At 33.7% G+C, this 19,704-nt stretch carries 16 protein-coding genes; 2 read left to right on the plus strand and 14 right to left on the minus strand.

Going from position 1 to position 19,704, the window contains the following annotated elements; translation table 11 throughout:
- Both TA89_RS10935 and TA89_RS10940 read right to left on the minus strand, forming a co-directional pair.
- Positions 1-694, minus strand: a 694-nt coding sequence (locus TA89_RS10935) for a gluzincin family metallopeptidase (protein ID WP_147590118.1), incomplete at its 3' end; no start/stop codon positions are given.
- Between the two features lie 345 nt (positions 695-1,039).
- Complete coding sequence (locus tag TA89_RS10940; protein ID WP_040213368.1) at positions 1,040-2,548, minus strand: YfcC family protein; 1,509 nt, start codon at positions 2,546-2,548, stop codon at positions 1,040-1,042.
- A 465-nt stretch (positions 2,549-3,013) separates the two neighbouring features.
- On the opposite strand from TA89_RS10940, the gene TA89_RS10945 reads away from it, so the two are divergent.
- Positions 3,014-3,262 (plus strand): GlsB/YeaQ/YmgE family stress response membrane protein, encoded by a 249-nt coding sequence (locus tag TA89_RS10945; protein WP_040213370.1) that lies wholly within the window; start codon positions 3,014-3,016, stop codon positions 3,260-3,262.
- Positions 3,263-3,472: 210 nt separating this feature from the next.
- Here the strand turns inward: TA89_RS10945 and TA89_RS10950 are convergent, their stop codons facing one another.
- The 12 genes from TA89_RS10950 to TA89_RS11000 form a co-directional block, all read right to left on the minus strand.
- Positions 3,473-4,471, minus strand: a complete 999-nt coding sequence (locus tag TA89_RS10950) for a hydroxyacid dehydrogenase (protein WP_040213371.1) — start codon at positions 4,469-4,471, stop codon at positions 3,473-3,475.
- 493 nt (positions 4,472-4,964) lie between these two features.
- Positions 4,965-6,428 (minus strand): extracellular solute-binding protein, encoded by a 1,464-nt coding sequence (locus TA89_RS10955; RefSeq protein ID WP_040213372.1) that lies wholly within the window; start codon positions 6,426-6,428, stop codon positions 4,965-4,967.
- 26 nt (positions 6,429-6,454) lie between these two features.
- Positions 6,455-8,275: a sensor histidine kinase gene (locus TA89_RS10960; protein ID WP_040213373.1), complete on the minus strand. Its 1,821-nt coding sequence runs from the start codon at positions 8,273-8,275 to the stop codon at positions 6,455-6,457.
- On the minus strand, positions 8,276-9,493 hold the full coding sequence (locus TA89_RS10965; protein WP_040213374.1) for a response regulator: 1,218 nt from the start codon (positions 9,491-9,493) through the stop codon (positions 8,276-8,278). It abuts the gene before it with no gap.
- 115 nt (positions 9,494-9,608) lie between these two features.
- Positions 9,609-10,541, minus strand: coding sequence for a carbohydrate ABC transporter permease (locus TA89_RS10970; RefSeq protein WP_040213375.1), 933 nt, complete (start codon positions 10,539-10,541; stop codon positions 9,609-9,611).
- A gap of 16 nt (positions 10,542-10,557) precedes the next feature.
- Entirely contained in the window at positions 10,558-11,514 is a 957-nt protein-coding gene (locus tag TA89_RS10975; RefSeq protein ID WP_040213377.1) for an ABC transporter permease, read from the minus strand.
- 211 nt (positions 11,515-11,725) lie between these two features.
- Positions 11,726-11,998: a hypothetical protein gene (locus TA89_RS18870; protein ID WP_242850123.1), complete on the minus strand. Its 273-nt coding sequence runs from the start codon at positions 11,996-11,998 to the stop codon at positions 11,726-11,728.
- Positions 11,999-12,011: 13 nt separating this feature from the next.
- A complete protein-coding gene (locus tag TA89_RS10980; protein WP_242850124.1) occupies positions 12,012-13,589 on the minus strand; it encodes a glycoside hydrolase family 20 zincin-like fold domain-containing protein in 1,578 nt (525 codons plus the stop codon).
- Positions 13,590-13,840: 251 nt separating this feature from the next.
- Entirely contained in the window at positions 13,841-14,734 is an 894-nt protein-coding gene (locus tag TA89_RS10985; protein ID WP_040213378.1) for an AraC family transcriptional regulator, read from the minus strand.
- Between the two features lie 365 nt (positions 14,735-15,099).
- Positions 15,100-16,578: a hypothetical protein gene (locus TA89_RS10990; RefSeq protein WP_147590119.1), complete on the minus strand. Its 1,479-nt coding sequence runs from the start codon at positions 16,576-16,578 to the stop codon at positions 15,100-15,102.
- On the minus strand, positions 16,575-17,039 hold the full coding sequence (locus TA89_RS10995) for a hypothetical protein (RefSeq protein WP_147590120.1): 465 nt from the start codon (positions 17,037-17,039) through the stop codon (positions 16,575-16,577). The genes TA89_RS10990 and TA89_RS10995 overlap by 4 nt, the downstream gene beginning before the upstream one ends.
- Before the next feature lie 410 nt (positions 17,040-17,449).
- On the minus strand, positions 17,450-18,325 hold the full coding sequence (locus TA89_RS11000; RefSeq protein ID WP_052447450.1) for a Gfo/Idh/MocA family protein: 876 nt from the start codon (positions 18,323-18,325) through the stop codon (positions 17,450-17,452).
- A 313-nt stretch (positions 18,326-18,638) separates the two neighbouring features.
- Here TA89_RS11000 and TA89_RS11005 point away from each other — a divergent pair, with 313 nt between their 5' ends.
- Complete coding sequence (locus TA89_RS11005) at positions 18,639-19,589, plus strand: ROK family protein (protein ID WP_040213382.1); 951 nt, start codon at positions 18,639-18,641, stop codon at positions 19,587-19,589.
- The last annotated feature ends 115 nt before the right edge of the window (positions 19,590-19,704 follow it).

The following is a 19,704-nucleotide window of genomic DNA, read 5'->3' on the forward strand; positions in this document are numbered from 1 at the left end:
AATCAAACCTCAAAAGCTCTTTAAATTTATACTCTACATAATCCTTGCATCCAGCATTTTTCGCTATCTTATTCCTTATTTTTATTAACTCATCCATTATATTGTCAAGCTCTAAAGCATCCTTAAGCCTCCTGCTGAACACGGTCTTCCATGCTTCTTCTCTAATACCTCTATCTGAGTCCTTTAAATATTTATTCATTTCAGGAAGAGTTTTTTCTTCCCCTCTCCACATAACAGTCATACTCCCTGTAATATCAAAGTACTTTGTGGTATTTTTACTTTCCTCTATTCCAAGGTTAATATTTTCCTCTCTAAAGAGTTCTATGGAGTTTTTTACCCTTCTATTTATAAGATTATAATAACTGGTAAGCTCGTCTCTAAATTTACTTTCATAAAATTTTTTATCTAAACGATTTTTATACTTTTCAATAATAGGATTGAGTACCTCCTGGTCGTAAACAAATCTTTTCTTGTATTCCTCATTATCATTGTAGCTATTAAAATTAATATAATTTTTAGTTGTCACCTCTTCGATATATTTAAAAATCTCATCTTTTTCCTTAAGCCAAATTTGTAATTCTTCTACACTGCCAACCTCTTTAGAACACAATTCATTAAAGGCATCTTCTAATAGCTCAGATTTACCCATATCATAAAGCCCTGTTCTTGCTTTTTCGAGAAAAGAATTATTCATATTTATTACCCCTTTTCATTTTAATCTCTTTTAATCTTATTACCATATAATAATTTTTATAATAAAATACTCACACAAAAGTCTTATACCTTATAACGGATGAACAGACTTTTGATAAGGGTTTAACATTATATTTAACAACTATATTTTACCCTCCCTTTTAATTAATACTTAATGATACTAATTCCACATTTTTTAAAATCCTCCTTCATCATTTTCAAAAAATAGAAAAAAAGAAGTTTATCCTCTGATTTAACTAAAATTCAGCGGAAAACTTCTTAATTACTACCTTGTATAAGATAACCCATATAATATTTATCCTGCTTTTATTTATAATTCTTTAGCTTAAAATGTTGCCTGGATAAGCAGCATTACCGCTGCAAAGGCTGCTACATATCCCATGAGAGGAAGTATGAATTTCAGCCATTTATCATAAGTTATATCCACCAACGCAAGAGTTGCCAAAATCAATCCCGTTGGGGTTATGAAGGCTATGAGTCCCTGACCATATTGATAAGCGCTTACTATAACATCTCTGGACAGTCCTACTGAATCCGCTAAAGGAGCCATGATAGGCATTGCTAAAACTGCCAATCCTGATGAAGATGGAATAAAGAATCCTAGAACAATGAAAATTATCAACATAAATATCATGAATAAACTAGAATTCATTCCCTGCACCGCATTGGATGAATAATACAGTATGGTATCTGAAATCAATCCTTTGTCCATAATAGTGTTGATTGCTCTTGCCACACCTACTATTAGTGCTACACCAACTAAATCTGCAGCACCGGCTATAAATTTATTAACGAATTCCTTTTCTCCCATACCTGATATAAAACCAATAAGAAGAGCCACAAAAAGGAATAATGCAGTCATTTCCATAAACCACCATTGCTTCATGGACACTCCCCAAGTCATTACCACGAAGGATAAACCAAATATTATAAGCATAAGCTTTCTCCTTAGGGTAAACTCTATCACATTGTTAGGATCATAATCTTTAAGGAATTTTTCTTTTATAGCATCTCTTTCATTATAAGTTAATGACTTTTCCGGATTATTTTTTATTTTTCTTCCGTAATTAATTATATATAAAATAGTCAATACTGTAGCGATTACCAATCCAATTATCCTCATGCTTATCCCTTCTGTAAAGGTAATGCCTGCTGCATTAGAAGCTATTACAGAAGAAAAGGGATTAACAGTGGAAAACATGGTTCCTATGGAAGATCCCATATATAAAGCAGCTATGGATACTATGGCGTCATAGCCCGCAGCCACAAAAACAGGAATCAATATAGGATATAGTGCTATGGTTTCTTCTGCAAGACCAAAGGTAGTACCTCCTAAGGCTATTAAAACCGTTACAATAACTATAAGCAGAAACTCTCTTCCTTTCGTTGCTTTAGACAGCGATGCAATTCCGGCATCAAAGGCTCCTGTACTGTTTAAAATCCCTATTACCCCCCCTATTATTAATAAAAAGGTGATTATATCGATAGTATCATATATACCTGTAATAGGAGCTTTTAAAACTTCCATAAAGCCTTGAGGATTGCTTGGTACTCTTTCATAGGTACCTGGTATTGCAACAGGCTTGTTTATGCTTTCATCTTTAAACTTTTCCACATCTACTTTTACCTGTAATTTATTAAGGGTGTCCTGAGAAACCGGCAGTTCTTCTTTTGAGCCATCAGGTCTGCTTACTGTAAATATATTTCTTTCAGGCTCATATATTAATTTAGCATAGGAACCTGAGGGAACTACGTAAGTTAAAATTGCCGCAAAAATTAACACTATGAATAGTACAGTAAAAGCCGTTGGAAATCCTCTTTTTCTTTTTACCATTCTCTCTTCCTCCTTAGTATAGTTTATTAATATTATACTGCAGCAAAATTTTCATTTGCCTTCTCCTCGGTAATATTTACAAAAAATACCCACAATATTAATAAAACGCTATTATTCTATATCTATAATGTACTTAAGAAGTGATTTATATAATTGCATTTTTAAATATACATGAAATATATATTTAAACAAAAACTTTCTTATTTCCAATTAAAGTACTTTAGTTTATTTTTATTATTTTGTTTAATGAATACTTTTTAAAGTATTACAAACAATACTAAGGACTTTGCAAAATATCTTTTGGAACTAGATAATCATACCAATACAAATATATAATATTCACTTTTAATTTAAATTTTATACATTGACTGATAAAAACATTTGTATTATTTTATATTTAATACAAAATTATCTATTAATTATAGTTATTAACAAACAATAAATTAATTAAGGAGGTTTTAATAAATGAGTATTATTACTTGGATAGTTTTAGGAGCGTTAGCTGGATGGATAGCTAGCATGATTACAGGTAACAACGCTAGAATGGGTGCTGTTGCTAATATAATAGTTGGTATAATAGGTGCATTTATTGGAGGTTTCATCTTTGGATTGTTTGGAGGACAAGGTGTTACAGGCTTCAATTTATGGAGTGCAGTAGTTTCTATAGTAGGTGCTGTAGTACTGCTTCTTATAGTAAATGCATTTAGGAAATAGCATATTAAGTATATAATAATATTGACTGCTGGTTCTGCCAGCAGTCTGCAAAAAAAATCAAGGATTAATCATCCTTGATTTTTTTTCATTATTTGTCACTTGTCAGGTGTCTGGCACTTTATATACAATTCCCATTATTTTCAATCACCCCTGGGGTGCTTCCACTTTTTTGAAGCACCCCAGGGGTACTTCCATTATCTTCAAGCAACTTTACTGATTTGTCATTGATAAACCATATTCTCTTAATATTTCTAAAGGGGTATCTTCACCCTTTAGGAAACTTTCTATATTTTTGATCAGCTCCCTGGTAACCTGGGCTCTTCTATCTATAGTAGGACCTCCCATGTGAGGTATGGTTATTACATTATTCAGCTTTCTAAGTTTACTGTCTAATGGGAGTGGTTCTCTTTCATATACATCCAAAACAGCTTTAAACCTGTCCTTTTCCAGCTCCTCAATGAGAACTTCCTCATTGATTATTCCGCCGCGAGAAGTGTTTATAAGTATTGCCCCGTCTTTAATAGAGCTCAAAAGAGGCTTGTCCACCATATGATGGGTTTCTTTTCTATAGGGCAGATGAAGAGATATTATTTTACAGCTTTTAAATATTTCTTCTATATCTGCTTTTTCTACCCCATACTTTTTAAACACCTCTTCAGATACAAAAGGATCATAGACCTTTATCCTGCATCTAAAAGGTTTGAGCATAGCTGTGAGATGCTTTGCTATAGCACCGAAACCCACTAATCCTACACTTTGATCTAAAAGACCTTCATTGAAAAATTTATCCTTTCTCCAGCCTCCCCCCTTTACCTGATCATTATAGTAAATAAGCTCTCTTAGGGAACAAAGCATATAAGCCATAACTCCTTCAGCTACGGATTCTGCATATAATGAGTTTCCGCTTAACACCTTTATTCCTTTACCATATAAAGCCTCTGATGCCACATAAGCCACTGAGCCCCCTGTATGAACAAGCACCTTTAGCCTATATGCTTCAGAGAGCACAAAAGAATCTAACTTGGGAGTTCCCCATCCGGAAATGCAGATATCCTTGTCTTTTAGAGCCTCTCTAAATTCCTCCCTTGTAAATTGTCTACCCAGAGTATTCCAGGTTACACTGCCTAAGGCATTCACTTTATCAATTACATCTTTAGGAAAAAAGCTTTCTCTGGTATCTCCATCAGGAATAGCTACTAATATATTCATCTTGTCTCCTTTTCCTGGAAAATAATATTCTAAATTATTTTTATCTTTTAATTGATTTTTAAAACTTTAAGATATTACATATCCAATATTATATTGAAAGTCATTATTAATTACTAAAATTACTAAAATTATTAATAATTATTAAACTATTTCTAAATACTAAATTATTAACAAGGGCTAAACTATTGATAAGTGCTAAACTGTCAGAATGTCATATAATTATTGCTGAAAATTGCCCATTTTCATTAAGGCTTTATATTAAAACATCTAATGTCTATCAGCTCTTATACTAAGGAATCATACACCATTTCCCGATATCTATAAAAAAAATCAGCCTAAAATATAAGGCTGATTTTTTCATTTTAATGCAGCTATATTTTAAATAAAGGGAAGTTATTTGGAAAATCTAGCTGTTTTATTCGGTTTAATTACTATCTTCTTTGTACTGTACAAAAGGATTATTGCTTCTTACTTATACTATACAAATAGATTATTATTTTTTCCATGTGCTGTACCAATCGTTGACTTCCTTTGAAGCCTCTTCTCCGCCTTCATTCTTCCATTGCTGAATGAATTTATCGAAGTTATCAACCTTCTCTGAACCGGCTATAGCCTTTAATATATAATCTGACTCAAGCTTTAGAAGCTTTTGGTTATATTTAGCATTTGTAGCTAGAGGAGGTGCATAGGTTGCAACTACATCTTTCTTACCATAAGGCTCCTGCTTCTGCATTTCATCAAAAGCTGCTCCTATTAAAGGATCTTTTCTGGTTCTAAGAACCCATAAGTCCTGATATGCTTTTGCATCTGTGCTTGTTATAAACCAGTCAGCATTGTTTCTTTCTTCATTAAATTTAGGAAGTATTGGAACCATTCTTCCGTCAGCTTCCTTTTTCCAATGAACATTTTCTTGCCCGATTGCTAATTCTTTGAATAAATCTGGCTGAACCTTTAAGTCCATATATTTCATAGCGTGTTCTTTGTTCTTTGATACCTTAGGAATAGCTATATACCATGAAACTCCTGTAGCTTGAAGGAAAGCTCCCTGCTTACCGTCTTTACCTTTTAAGGATGGTATTAAAGTAATTTTAGCATTAGGGAAGTTCTTTTCTAAAGCTTTAGGAACAACTCCTGCAATTCCCCATCCATAAGTCATCATCGCTGCTTTTCCACTGGTAAACTTCTCTTGAATCTTAGCAGAGTTATTTATTGGCCACTCTTTATCTATAAGCCCTTCATTATAAAGCTTATTCATAAATTCCAGATATTCTTTCATTCCTGGGTTTTCTAATCTGTTTCTAACTTTTCCGTCTGCTTCTTCCCACTGAGTTACTACGCCGAAAGCTCCTGCAATTTGATACACTATTGGCTCAAAGCCAGTTAAAGGTATAATATTTTTCTTTTCTTTAATAGTTTTTAAAACTGTATAGAATTCATCTAAGGTTGTTGGAGTCTTTAATCCAAGCTCATCCATTATATCCTGTCTTACTGCAAAAGCTTCAGAAATAAATGGCTTAGGTGCCTGCTCTGGAATACCATAAATCTTTCCGTTAACTTTAGCTGTTTCAAAAGCCTCTGGAGAATTTACCTTAAGCAGAGTTTGTCCATGTTCCTTAAGCAAGTCATCTAAAGGTTCCAAAGCTCCTTCATTAGCCAGCTTACTGTATTGAGCAGCAGTCAATTTGAGAATATCAATCTGCTCCTTATTAGCCATTAAAAGGTTTAGCTTGTCATTTGGATTCTCTAAGGGAAGAATCTCATAGTTAACCTTATATCCTGTCTTTTCTTCCAGGAATTTAGCTACGGGATCCTGGTTAGGATCAAAGTTTCTTTGGAAGCCCAGCTGTCTAAGAACTGGTTTTTCTCCTGACTCCTTTGCTGCTTCAGGTTTCTGACATCCTGCAAAAACACCTGCGGCCATAACAGCAGTCAACATTAATGCCATGACTTTTTTCATATAATACCCTCCTGAATTTTAATATATTATTTATTTAATAACTTTCCTTTATCCTCATAAATAAGTTTAGGGAAGGTTATGGTAACAATTGTTCCTTTACCTGGCTCACTTTCATAAACCAAGCCGTATTCATTTCCAAAGTAAAGCTTAATTCTCTGATCTACGTTTTTAACACCGTAGCCTTTACTTTTATCATCCTTCAACAAACTTTCCAAAATGTCCTTACTTATGCCTGCTCCATTATCCTGCACTTTTAAAATAATCAGTCCTTTTTCTTCTCTGCCTGTAATCTTTACAAAACCTTTTTTGGTTTCAGACTCTTTTATACCATGAATTATTGCATTTTCTACAATAGGCTGAAGTATCAGCTTTACCGTAGCACAATCCATTATCTCCTCATCCACCTCAATAATGCCTTCAACTTCATCAATGAATCTTTTCATTTGAATGTCCAAATACATGGTTACATGGGTAATTTCATCTCTTATAGAAACTATATCTCTACCTCCGCTAAGGCTTAACCTAAAAAATTTCGCAAGATTATTCACTATGTTTACTATATCGTCAGCACCGTATTTCATGGCCATCCAGCATATCATATCCAAGGTGTTATAAAGAAAATGCGGGTTAATTTGGGCCTGAAGGGCTCTAAGTTCTGCACCTTTTTTATTTATTTCAGCCTGGTACTTTTCTTCTATAAGCAGCTTAATATTTTCCACCATGCCTTTAAATTGACTTTGTAAAACACCTATTTCATCAGAACTGTCTACCACTATATTTACATTCCAATTATCATCTTCAATCTTTTTCATGTTTTTAATAAGCTGCCTGATTCTTTTAGTTATGCTTCCTGAAATCATGTATGCTATAAACGCAGCCAATATTATAATAACCAGCATTATAGCAATCATATATCTTAGTACTTCATTGCTGTTTCGGAGGATTTCCTTTGTTGGAATTACAGCTACTAAACGCCAATTAGTATTTTCCAGCTGTTTGTAATATACTATAGCCTGCTCATTATCAACCTTTAATTTGCTGTACCCCTCCTTTGCCCCCTTGATATGCGGATAATAGGGTTCAATAGATACATTTCTGCCAAGCTTCTCTTTACCGTCCGAAGAAATTACAATTCCTTCATCATCCAGTAAGAAAACTTTTCCCGTAGTAGTCAATCCGGTCTCTTTCACTATTTCGTATATGCTTTGTTCAAGTATGTCTACAGAAATTACTCCAAGCTGTTTGCCATATAAATCTCCGCTGTTTATGGTTCTTACAATAGAGATTATATTCTGCTTAGTTCTAAATTCTTTAAAATCGTACTCATAAGTAGATCTCCATGTAATGCTTCCGTTACCTTCCACCGCTTTTTTGTACCAATCCTCATGATCTACATCTTTACTGTTAAGTATCTTATTTCCTGACTCTGCATACATGGCATCATTATTTACATAAAGCCTTATGCTGTATACTTCCCTGCCATTTTGAAGGGATAGAAGTATGTCCATCAGCCTTCCATAGTCATCAATCTGCTCTCCTAGTGTGTAATCTTCACCGGATTTAGAAAGTATGCTTTGAATTTCCTTATTCATATATAGAAGGCTGGAAATATCTTTAACGTTGTTAAGCTTGTAGGATATAAAATTGTTTGCCTGCTCAAAGGCTTTCCTTGTAGAATTAATAGTCTGCCTCTCCATTAAATCTGAGTATCTTATATAGGATAGGAGACCTATGGTTGTTGTAGTAAAAATTATTAATATTAAAAAGGATAAAAGCACTTTATTTCTTATTTTTAAATTTTTTATATAACTTATTATCTTTTTAGGTATAAAAACATCTGGCTTCATTTAGTTTATATCCCTATACTCTGAAGGATTAATGCCTGTTATTTTCTTAAAAACCCTGGCATAATAATTAGCATCATTGTATCCAACTTTATCTGCAATTTCATAAAGCTTATACTTTCTATCCTTCAATAAAGCTTTAGAGGCTTCAATCCTTACCTTTGTAATATAATCATTAACGGTTTCTCCCGTTTCTTTCTTATATACCTTGCATAGATACTGGGGAGTCAAATAAACTGACGCAGCTATGGAATTTATTGAAATATTTTTATTATAATTTTGCTGAATATGATTTTCTATGTCCCTTATTATGGATCTGTCCTTATTAGGATCGTAGATTATCATAGAATTGCTTTTCTTGTAGCCCTTTGTCTTTATTGCCTCTCCAGCATCTTCATAGGAATTCTTAAGCTCTTCCAAAGAGGATACTTGGCTTCCCAAAGCTCCTGATGCAAATTTTCCATGCTTATTAGTAAAAATATTTAAAACTTCATTGCCATAAGAAATTATTTCATTTATTCCTCCCTTTTCTTTAAGGGCAATCAGCACTATTACTTCTTCTTTCATTATTCCTGATATGAAATAAATTCCTCTTTTTACTCCTGTATTATTAATAATCTCCAAAATTTTTCTGCTGTCCTCATTATTTTCAGCTTTAAACACAGAACAGATATATGAAGAATTCAGAGGAAACTTTATGTTTAAAAGTTCCAGTCCCTCTTTTATCTTATCAATATCCATTGATTGACTTTTTAAAATACTGGTTATTAAAGTGTTTTTAAAGTATGGGATGCTCTTTTCCATCTTCATCTTTATTCTTTGCTCTTCCAGTCTTTTAAGCCTTTCCTCAGTCACCGCTTTTGCTGTCTTATTTAGAAGGCTTTCAAATTCTCCTAAGTTAAAGGGCTTTTCTATATAATCCACCGCCTTTAGTTTAATAGCAGATTTTAGATAATTAGTATCGGAATAGCCGCTTAGGAATATTATTTTACAGTAAGGGAGGATTTCTTTAATATGGTTAGCAAGTTCAATCCCATCCATTTTAGGCATCCTTACATCACAAATTGCAATATCCGGCTGTACTTTCCCTGCAAGAGCCAAGCCTTCTTGTCCATCAGTAGCTTCTCCTACCACCTCTATATTTAAGGTTTCCCAATGAACAAATTCCAGTAATCCTTTTCTTGTAATCTGCTCATCATCCACAATAATTGCTTTGATCATTGCTTTTCTCTCCTTACATAGAATTCTTTTAAATACTTTTAATAAATTTAGTATATTAGATATCTATATATTATCAGATTTTGTAAAGCCTTGACCAATGGGGGCAAATTTTGTCTTAACCTTTAACTGACCCAATCAATACACCTTTTACAAAATACTTCTGTAGGAATGGGTAAACCAATATAATAGGGATAGTAGCTGCTACTATAGAAGCTGCCTGTATAGCTTCGGGAACGGTATTTAGTGCACCTTCTACATCAGGATTATATCCTGCCTGCTTCAATACATCAGCGGTGGAGGATACAAGCTCCTTTAAATATAGCTGCATAGGCTTAAGCTGAGGATCCGTGATGTATACCATAGCCTGAAAATAGCTGTTCCAATGGGCTACTGCAAAAAATAGTGTAATGGTTGCAATAACCGGTTTTGATAATGGTAATATTATTCTAAATAGTATTGTTAAATTTGAAGCTCCATCGATTTTTGCTGATTCTTCAATACTCTCAGGAAGACTTTCAAAGTAGTTTTTCATTATTAACAGGTTAAAAACATTTATCATAGCTGGCAGTATAAGCACCCAAATATTATTAACCAGGTTTAGTTTCTGCATAACCAGATATGTGGGGATAAGCCCTCCATTAAAGAGCATGGTAAACACGAAAATTATCAATAAGCCCTTTCTTCCTCTCAATCGGGTTTTGGAAAGGGGATAAGCTGTTATTACTGTTATTATTATCCCTGTTAAAGTACCCAAAATTGTGACTATTACAGTTACAAAAAAGGAATTTATAAACTGCTTGTTTCCAAGTACAAACTCATAGGTTCCTAACTGAAAGTCTACCGGCCAAAGTCCAACCTTACCTGAAATAACTGCAGCTTCGCTGCTGAAGGATTTTGCTACAAGGTTTAAAAAGGGAAACAAAGTTGCCATTCCTAACAATATAAAAAATGTATAATTTACAAAGGAAAATATTTTCTCTCCTATGGAGGTCTTTATCTTAGTTCCTTTAATTACTTCATTGTTTTTTTTAGTTAAATTAAATGCCATGTATAAGCTGCCTCCTTTACCATATACTCTTACCTAAAAATCTCTTACACAAATAATTCCCTGTGACAACTAATATAAATGCTACTACCGAGTTAAACAGTCCTACAGCGGTAGAAAAACTATAATCTGAAGTTCCAAGTCCAACTCTATACACATAAGTTCCAATAACATCTGATACATTGTAGACTACGGAGTTATACATGACTAATATCTGCTCTGTTCCTGCTTCTAAAATGTTTCCAAGCCTGATTATAAACATAAGCACTATGGTAGGAGCTATACCTGGAAGGGTAATACTTTTAATCTGTTGAAATTTATTTGCTCCGTCAATTCTTGCCGCCTCGTATTGCTCCTGCTCTATACCGGTTATGGCAGCAAGATAAACTATAGTTCCCCAGCCTACTTCCTTCCAGCCTTCTGTTATAACTAAAAGAGGTCTGAACACATTAGGTTCCATGAAGAAGGGAATCGGCTCCATACCGAATTTAGCTATAATGGTATTTACTATTCCGCCATTAACAGATAGTAAATTCATAAATAATCCGCTTACTATAACCCATGAAATGAAGTGAGGCAGATAAATAACAGTTTGTATACTTTTCTTAAAAAGGAGATTTTTAATCTCATTTAACAGCAGCGCCAATATAATGGGCAGCGGGAATAAAATTACAATCTTAGATATACTTATAATCAAAGTATTTTTAAAAACATTAATAAACTCCGGTGAGGTGAACAGCTTCTTAAAGTGTGCCAATCCCACCCAATCACTTCCTGCAATCCCTGAAAATATATTAAAGTCCTGGAAGGCTATAATTAATCCATACATCGGAGTGTACTTAAAAATAAATAAAGTTATTAATCCCGGTATTAAAAGTAAATAGAGGTCCCAATCCTTCTTAATGTCAATCCATATCTTATTTTTCTTTACCGGCGACAATTCTGATACTTTTAGTTCATTCGTTGATAGCTGCATTCATTTCATCCTTTCCTCAATCATTAACTTAATTTTATAAAATATGTGTAAACCTTTAAATACAACAAAATTATTAAAATAGGGAAAATATTAAACTCTTTAGGTAATATGCAAAAAATGGGAGCACCCCTGGGGCGCTCCCATTTTATTACACCACCCCTGGGGTACTTCCATATAAATGGAAGTGCCCCAGGGGTGGTGACATTATTTTCTATTTTATATCTCGAAGAAAATCAGTAACATATTTAAATATTTCTTTTATTCTTATTAATTCACTTTCTCTATTTCTTTTTCTCCAGAGCTTACTATAGTCCTCAAGCCAGTATTCTATTTTAACTGCTAGAGATTTTGGGTCTATGATAAGTTCTACTTCATTAATTCCATAACTGTACTTCTTAATAGGAAGGAATAAAGCTGCCATTATAGCGACTCCTCGAGCGGATACTATATATTCCTCCATATCTATCCTTCTATCAAGAGGCATGTCCTTCGCCTTTTTAACTAAGTTCTTTTTCTATTTCTAAAGCCTTATAGTAAGCTTTAGTCACCAGTTTATCATCTATGGCTTTTATTTTTTCCATCCATGGGTCTATAACTTCAGAGCTTTGAATATCTCTTTCCCTCCAGAAGTTTAAGAAGGACCAATGGAAAGGCTGCTGTCTTGACAGTTCCCTCAGTAAATGCATAATATCCTTATTGTTTTCACCAAACTCTAGAAGAGAAATAGCCTCATCAGCTTTATCTAAATCCTTTTCTCCTAAAGGATTCCAGGATAGGGAAGCTCCAAATATCATCCCAGGCATAGAGTTTCCAAATAAGTTAACATGTCCATAGTCACCCCAGTCAGTATTTAGAACTCCGACAGCATCATATTTTCTGCCGTACTCTACCATTTTGCTTATGTTTATAAAAGCGTTATCCATTTCATTCATCATTCTGTTCCAGCCAGTTACTGATGGACACACATATTGAGGAAGCCCTGACTGAGCAATAGTTCTTGTACCATCTTCTGTAGCTCCTGCATGGTAAGCCCAGTTCAAGCAGGTGACATCCTTTGGTATTTCTGAAAGATATTCAGGATGCTTTAATATTATATCTCCCCAGAACATTACCTCTTTACCGTATTTTTTTGCAGCACTTATTACTTTATTAAGAAAATCTGTATATAGTCTTCCGCTGCCAAGCTCCTCAAGTTTTGCTGCATTTTTTCCTTTACCTAAATCAAAAGTTTCATCACAGCAGATATTAAATTTCTTAGAAGTAAATAAAGGTACATACTCAGCCAGCATCTCTTCAACAAGCTGAATACTTTCTTCATTTGATACATCAAGTGTATGATGTGCCATCCTATCCATCCATGAATAAGGTCTGTCCTCATCCACCTCAAGCTCGCATAAATGAGAATAGGACTTAGAGGTTAATATCTCATAAAAATGTCCAAAGGTTGAAAGAGATGGTACAAGCTCTATATGTCTTTTTAAGCAATATTCATCCAACTCTAGAATATCCTCTGGTGTAAGTGGGTCTTTACCGGACCAAACCTCGCTTAAATTCTTAAATGCAAAGGAATGTTCTATATACAACTGAAGATGATTAATTTTATAAAAAGAAGCTCTATCCACCAATTCCTTAAGAGTTTCAAGGGTAGGAACCTTTCCTCTGGTTACATCGTGATAAAATCCTCTATTCTTGAAATGAGGCTTATCTTCTATTACCATCATGGGTAGTTCTACGGAATACTGCCTTATTATCTGACGCAGTGTCTGTACTCCATAAAATAACCCTGCATCGTCTCCTCCTAAAACTAATACCCCATCATCATTTATAACAATTTTATAACTTTCATGTTCACCTTCATACTTTTTCAGAAGAATATTCTTTATAGGTTTTTCAATAAAAAGCTTGTTTATTGGCATATTAAAACCATTAACTTTTTCTATCTCACCCTTTAAAAGCCTTGCAGCTTCTAGATCAGAAGCATTACAGCCTGCATTTAATACTATTTCTGATTCCCTTTCTAAAAAGAAAACCCCCTGATTAATTTCCATTTTTTGTGGTTTAGGTAACAAAAACATTACTTCACTCCTTTTTATCGCTTGTCCCATAAAGCAACTCTTTATCTCAGATAATCTACTTTATGATTGCAGCAGTTTTCATTTTCAATACTTGTTCTAATTGAGCAAGCCTAATACATATGCTTTATTCTATAATTAAAGCAGTTTTGAATATAAATCGATTTCAATTAACTTTATACAATTATAGTTTTACAAATTAAAACTAAACTGTGAAGGTAATATATTATCAAAATCCATACAAAATTAACCTGTTATCTGTGTAGCTTCATATATTTTGAAGGAGACATACCCACAGACTTTTTAAAAGATTTGCTGAAGGAATGGATACTTTCATAATTTAGTATTTCTGCTATTTGAGTAATATTATATTCTCCTGACTTTAAAAGCTCCACAGTCTTCTCCAAGCGTTTTTGTGAAAAGTAATCTCTTATGGTTAATCCTGTTTCCATAGAAAACATATGAGACAAGTACGAATAACTGTATCCTAAAACATCTGCAATCTCCGTTAAATCCTTTATGCTCAGAAGATTATTATCTATGTAATTAATAACCTTGTAGATAACATATTTGTTGTCCTTTTTTTCCTCAAGGAAACTGTATGTATTATGCCAGTTAGAGAAAAAATTTCTGTACATCAGAATTATGATCTGCTCCATAAAATTTTTTATCATTATATTTGAATACTGGGTAAGATTATTAAATTCCTTAAGAAGATTTAAAAACATTATATCGATATTCAATCTATCCCGTACCACAGGTGTTTTCTGCATCTGCATCATATTTTCAATATTAGCATATTGATGCTGTCCATCTTTATCCTTTATAAAATTAAACCCTAAGTAATAATAGCGAAAGGGGTCTATACTATCTGCCATCCCTTCATGATACTGCTCCGGAACACCTATAAAAATATCTCCTGCAGATACAGGATACTTTACACCGTCATTTGAAAACCATCCCTTACCGGAAGCTATATAGGTTATTTCATAGCATACCTGAACATGTCCTTCTAAAACATAAGCATCGCCGCAGCTTAAATCTCCTATTTGATATAATGCTATTCCATCGTAGTATTTAGGAGCGGTCTGATAAAAGTTATCAAAATGAAATCTTTTTTCTATATTAATATTTTTGCTCTTTTCCATGTTACAATCACTCCTCATTTGCTTCATTATATCAAACTAAATTCATTACAACAAAAATAAAAAGATAAACTAAAGAAGTAATTTTTTCAAATCACTGGTTGCTTTAGTTTATCTTTAACTAATTCAGAAAGCTTTAGAAGTCTTTGGAGGAAAACGACAATAAAACTAAGTAAGCCTGTCATTAACTAGTTTAAAAGCTTTCTGATATGGATAAAAGCATATTTATTCATCAACCAAAATTTATTGGTTAATTATAAAACCCTTTACTTGTCAATCATCATTTAATAATATTATTGGCATTTCAATTATAAAAATGCTTTGCTTATCCTTCAACCATACATGAATATTCTAGGATAATTCATAAGTTAATCATAAAATGGCTTTAACTTATCCTGAAGTATTCCCATAAATATTCCTGAGAGAATTTCTGCAACAGTCCATCCTGACTCTATAGCCCAAGGTCCCCATCCTATATCCGCCGGTGACCCGAAGTATTCCATGTACTCTACGTCGAAACCTCTGCCCCAGACTCCATTTATTCTAGGATCGTCACTGATTATTTGAATCCCTAGAATAAATTTAATATTCTCCTGCCATAAGCTTTTAAAGTATTCATCTCCTGTAACTAAATAAGCCTGCATAAACCCTATAGGTAGCCAGTTATTGGAATAGAGTAAATCCACCACAGTATCTCCGTTTTCCGCTAATAATGAGCATTCACCATCACCCTTTGTGTTTCTCATGGTGGCCTTATATCCTTCATCCCACTCTAAGTAAGCCCCTGTTTTATGCTTAAGCTGCTGAAGGTCCTTAGAAACCTTATACAACCACTCCTTGTGAATGTCCTCTTTAGTTATCCAGTAAAGCCAGCTTAAAGGAAGTATTAGTCTGCAGTATTCCTGGGTTTGGCTCTGCTCCCTTACAGTTTCAGGATAAACCTTCATAATTTCTGTAAGCCCTTTTACAGATATATCCTTATATTTTTCAATTCCTGTAAGCTTATAAGCTAAAAGCAATGAGGCATGATAGTATGCATTGTAATGAGCACTCTTAAGATTTCCCGGCTGATTGTGCAACTCATTTATTTTTTCTTCAGTTAATTCTCTGTTGTCTGTCCTCATAACCCTTGTACCATCAGTACCTGTGGTTTTTATGAGGAAATCCAGAGCTGCTTTGCATTCTTCAATATAATCATTTCTCCCTGTATATAAGCATTTTAATAAATGAGAGTTTAAAGCTCTTGCCACATCGTCCTGATAGCAGGTTTCCCATGCCTGCTGAGTCCACCTTATCATGCCGTAAAATTCATTTTTGTCCTTTTCCTGCATATAATCAAAAATAAAAGAAGAGAGATTATCTGAAATTTCAAGGCTATTTTCATTGTCATTCAGCATATAATCTAAAAAATAAGTTAAGGAAATCTCTCCTGCGCAGTCTGCTCTTATAAGCTTTGCAAATCTCTGACTTCCATCTGGATAAACCTCCGTGCCGAAACCTTCATAAACTCCGTCTCTTCCTTGGTTTATAATTATTCCTGAGTTTTTAAACCACTGCAGTGAAGTTTTTGCAGATTCTTTAAGCTCTGAAGCAAATTCCTCCTCTGAAATTCTGCTAAACTTATTCAATCCTTTTATTTCATAATAATCTTTAACTGTATCTGTATTTATTTCTTCATCGCTAACCCATTCTAAAATATATTTTACAAGGCTTCTCATTTTATTTTTTGGAGAATATCTTGCCCTTACGAAATTTGCAAGTCTAAAGCTGCATATCATAAGGTTGTCCTTTTCCATCCATAAAGCTCTATCACTTATTTTTTCAGTGATACCGCTTAAGTCCTTCAATTTTTATGAGCATGAACATTTACGTATTGAAGTATAGGAGTAGAATGAGAGCAAAATTCCTCATGAGGTCTGATTCTCATTCCGCATTGATCATCTAAAATATCTCCCTGACATATTCCTTCAATCAGTGAATCATCGTAAGTGAAGACAAGCCTTTCATATCTGGTTACAGAAGGATTTTCGTAATACACTCCTGAAACGCTTCCACAATATTCTGTAAATACCTTTTTACCCTGTTTTACTGCTTCCTCTACTAGCATACGCTCTCTCGCCTGTAACATAATAGGCTCTTCTTCTGTACCTCCCAAAATACACAGGCTGTAAAATTCTTTAAAACTATCAATATAAATTTCACCAGGTTTAAAAATCACAAGCTCTATGGAATTCCTGCTTAGAATCTCCAGCATATCACTTCTATTGTTGGTAATTACAGCAATCCTTTTATTCAAGAACTTCACCATCCAATTTCTAATTATTTTACTGATTCTTGCTGCCTAAATGTCGTTTTTTATATAGAAGAGCAGCATGGCAGACAATTATGTCAAGCCAGCATGGCAAATCGGCAGATCATCATATCAGATTAGTTGCTGTTGAAAAAATCTCCTCTAATTATATCCTAATGAATTTCTTATTTATTTAATCCTTTTACTTAAGTGCTTTATTAACTCTTATATTTAACTTTTTTATTTAAGTGTTAGAATTATTTCTCCTACAGCTTCACCATGAGTATATTACATATTCTCGAAAATTAATTTAACCTAATTCACTGAGTTTTTGTTCTAAATTTGCTGTGTTTAGTTTTGGTATTTAATGTAACTACCCCAGGGGAGCTTCCAGCAAAAGGAAGCACCCCTGGGGTAGTTACATTTTTTTACAGAATCTCAATAGTTCTTCTCTGCTCATAAGAATTAACTATGGCATTAAATATCTTCACTGCTGAGTATATATTACTCAGCGGGAATGGTTGTTCTCCCGTACGCAGCATATGTATGAACCTATCCAAACCTAGATGGTACACCTTAGATATATTAAATTCCTTATAAATACTTCTTTTATCTCCAATTATATTTAAGTGGTAGTTTAAAAGTCCTTCTATAAAATTAAGGGTTATTTGGTATTCTTCATATTTTAAAACTGCCGTGACACATTGCGATGACTTGCTGGCAGTAACGAACTTTACTCCATAGCCGAATATTTCTAAAGCCATTTCTAAAAGGTGGACTCCGTAAAAATATATACCGCCATATTCACTTTCAAGATTTGCAGTAAAATTTATAGTACCGGTTTTTATTCTTCCTAAGTTTCCACTTTCCACATTCTTCTTGGCACTAATCACATCGCAAGCATATTTACAGGTTGAACCGCCTGTAACCAAAGTATTGTATTTTTCTGCATAAAGTAATATCTCTTCCGCATCCCTAACTCCTATGGTAAACGGCTTGTCTATCCATGTAGGTATTCCAGCTTTAATAAAAGGAAGGGCATATTCTTTATGCAGATCTCCATGGCGAAATACCACCATTACTCCATCCACCTTATTTATCATATCTTCTGGATTTTTAAGGATGAATGGAATATCTGCATTTTTTGCTACTTCTCTTGTTCTCTGTTCATCTAATCCAAAAATGGAGACCACCTTGCAGTCAGGGTACAAAAATTCTCCGCTGCCTTCTTCTCTTAAATTTATAAGCTTTGAGAATACTTCGGCATGACTATTGTCAGAACCTATTATCCCAATTCTAAACACCGTAATGCTCCTCCTTTATTTTTCAAGCCTTTATTCCCTTAGGCTTTACTGCGTCTATATTCTAAAATTTAAATATTTTCCTTGTAATTTTAAATCATAAATTAATTTTAAGTAATTTGTAATATGTAAAGGTATATTAATTACAATAGTGCAGAAAATATTAATTTAGTCTTATGTACATAAAAATTTTTGAAGGGTATATTAGAATTAGCTATAACATTGCGCAAATGCAACAGTATGCAAAAGAATCAGATGTACTAACCTGACAAAAAAAGCATCAGCAAAAATATTTAAAGGTGATAGGAGGAGTAACTTGAAAAACATAGCATGTTTCGATGTAGGCGGTACTTTTATTAAATACGCAGTAATTAATTCTCAGGGAGACATTTTAACTAAAAATAAATTCCCCTCTCCTGTAAATGATTGCAAAAATGCGGTTCCGGAATGTATAATCATAAAAACTAAAGAGCTTATGAAGGATTACTTACTGCAGGGAATAGGAATAAGCACCGCAGGAGTAGTTGACAATATTAAAGGCGAAATTATAACTGCTACTGACAATCTTCCAGGATACGCTGGAGCTAAGCTGTCTGAAGTAATATATAAAGAGCTTGGCATTAAAACTTTTGTTGAAAACGATGTTAATGCAGCAGCCCTGGGTGAAATGTGGAAAGGAGCCGCTGTTAATAAAGACACCTTCGTATGTATGACACTTGGTACAGGAGTAGGTGGTGCCATAGTAATTAACAATAAGCTTTATAAAGGAGTAAATAACGGAGCCGGAGAACTCGGCCACATGATATTAAATGAAAAAGGACAAAGCTGTAACTGCGGATGTATAGGATGTTATGAAAGGTATGCTTCTACCTCTGCATTTATTAGGATGTATCTTGAAAATTCTCATAATGAAGGCATTGAAATTCCTACTATTACAGGAGAAGAAATTATGCTCAGAGTAAAATCCGGGGAAACCCTAGCCTGCAGGATATATGATGAATTTATGGATCATATAGCTAATGGACTAGCAAGTATAGCTCATATATTGGATCCGGGCTTAATAGTAATAGGAGGAGGAATTTCTGCTCAAGGAGAAGATTTTTTTCTTGAACTTAACAAAAGATTTAAGTCTTCTGCCATGGCTTCCTATGCTGAAAATACTATGATAGTTCCAGCTAAACTTCAGAATGATGCTGGATTATTAGGAGCCTGTTATATAACTCTTAAAGCTTTAAAAATTTATGAAGATATTCCATTACCAGTTTAGAATACAATGACTTACTTTCACTGTACTCTGCAAATTTTGTATAGTTTAAACTCTAAATTTTATATGGAATTGCGGATTTTTTGATAATTAAAATACTAAATTATATGATTGTTTT

Origin of the sequence: Clostridium polynesiense (genome assembly GCF_000820705.1) — a bacterium.
In the GTDB taxonomy this organism is placed as follows: Bacteria; Bacillota; Clostridia; order Clostridiales; family Clostridiaceae; genus Clostridium_AA; species Clostridium_AA polynesiense.

What these genes read in the sequence shown, in the direction of transcription:
- TA89_RS10985 (WP_040213378.1), bottom strand. Translation starts at nt 14,734, where the DNA reads ATGGAAAAGAGCAAAAATATTAATATAGAAAAAAGATTTCATTTTGAT.
- TA89_RS10995 (WP_147590120.1), bottom strand. Translation starts at nt 17,039, where the DNA reads ATGGTGAAGTTCTTGAATAAAAGGATTGCTGTAATTACCAACAATAGA.
- TA89_RS10975 (WP_040213377.1), bottom strand. Translation starts at nt 11,514, where the DNA reads ATGCAGCTATCAACGAATGAACTAAAAGTATCAGAATTGTCGCCGGTA.
- TA89_RS10980 (WP_242850124.1), bottom strand. Translation starts at nt 13,589, where the DNA reads ATGTTTTTGTTACCTAAACCACAAAAAATGGAAATTAATCAGGGGGTT.
- TA89_RS10945 (WP_040213370.1), top strand. Translation starts at nt 3,014, where the DNA reads ATGAGTATTATTACTTGGATAGTTTTAGGAGCGTTAGCTGGATGGATA.
- TA89_RS10965 (WP_040213374.1), bottom strand. Translation starts at nt 9,493, where the DNA reads ATGATCAAAGCAATTATTGTGGATGATGAGCAGATTACAAGAAAAGGA.
- TA89_RS10940 (WP_040213368.1), bottom strand. Translation starts at nt 2,548, where the DNA reads ATGGTAAAAAGAAAAAGAGGATTTCCAACGGCTTTTACTGTACTATTC.
- TA89_RS18870 (WP_242850123.1), bottom strand. Translation starts at nt 11,998, where the DNA reads ATGCCTCTTGATAGAAGGATAGATATGGAGGAATATATAGTATCCGCT.
- TA89_RS10950 (WP_040213371.1), bottom strand. Translation starts at nt 4,471, where the DNA reads ATGAATATATTAGTAGCTATTCCTGATGGAGATACCAGAGAAAGCTTT.
- TA89_RS10970 (WP_040213375.1), bottom strand. Translation starts at nt 10,541, where the DNA reads ATGGCATTTAATTTAACTAAAAAAAACAATGAAGTAATTAAAGGAACT.
- TA89_RS10955 (WP_040213372.1), bottom strand. Translation starts at nt 6,428, where the DNA reads ATGAAAAAAGTCATGGCATTAATGTTGACTGCTGTTATGGCCGCAGGT.
- TA89_RS10960 (WP_040213373.1), bottom strand. Translation starts at nt 8,275, where the DNA reads ATGAAGCCAGATGTTTTTATACCTAAAAAGATAATAAGTTATATAAAA.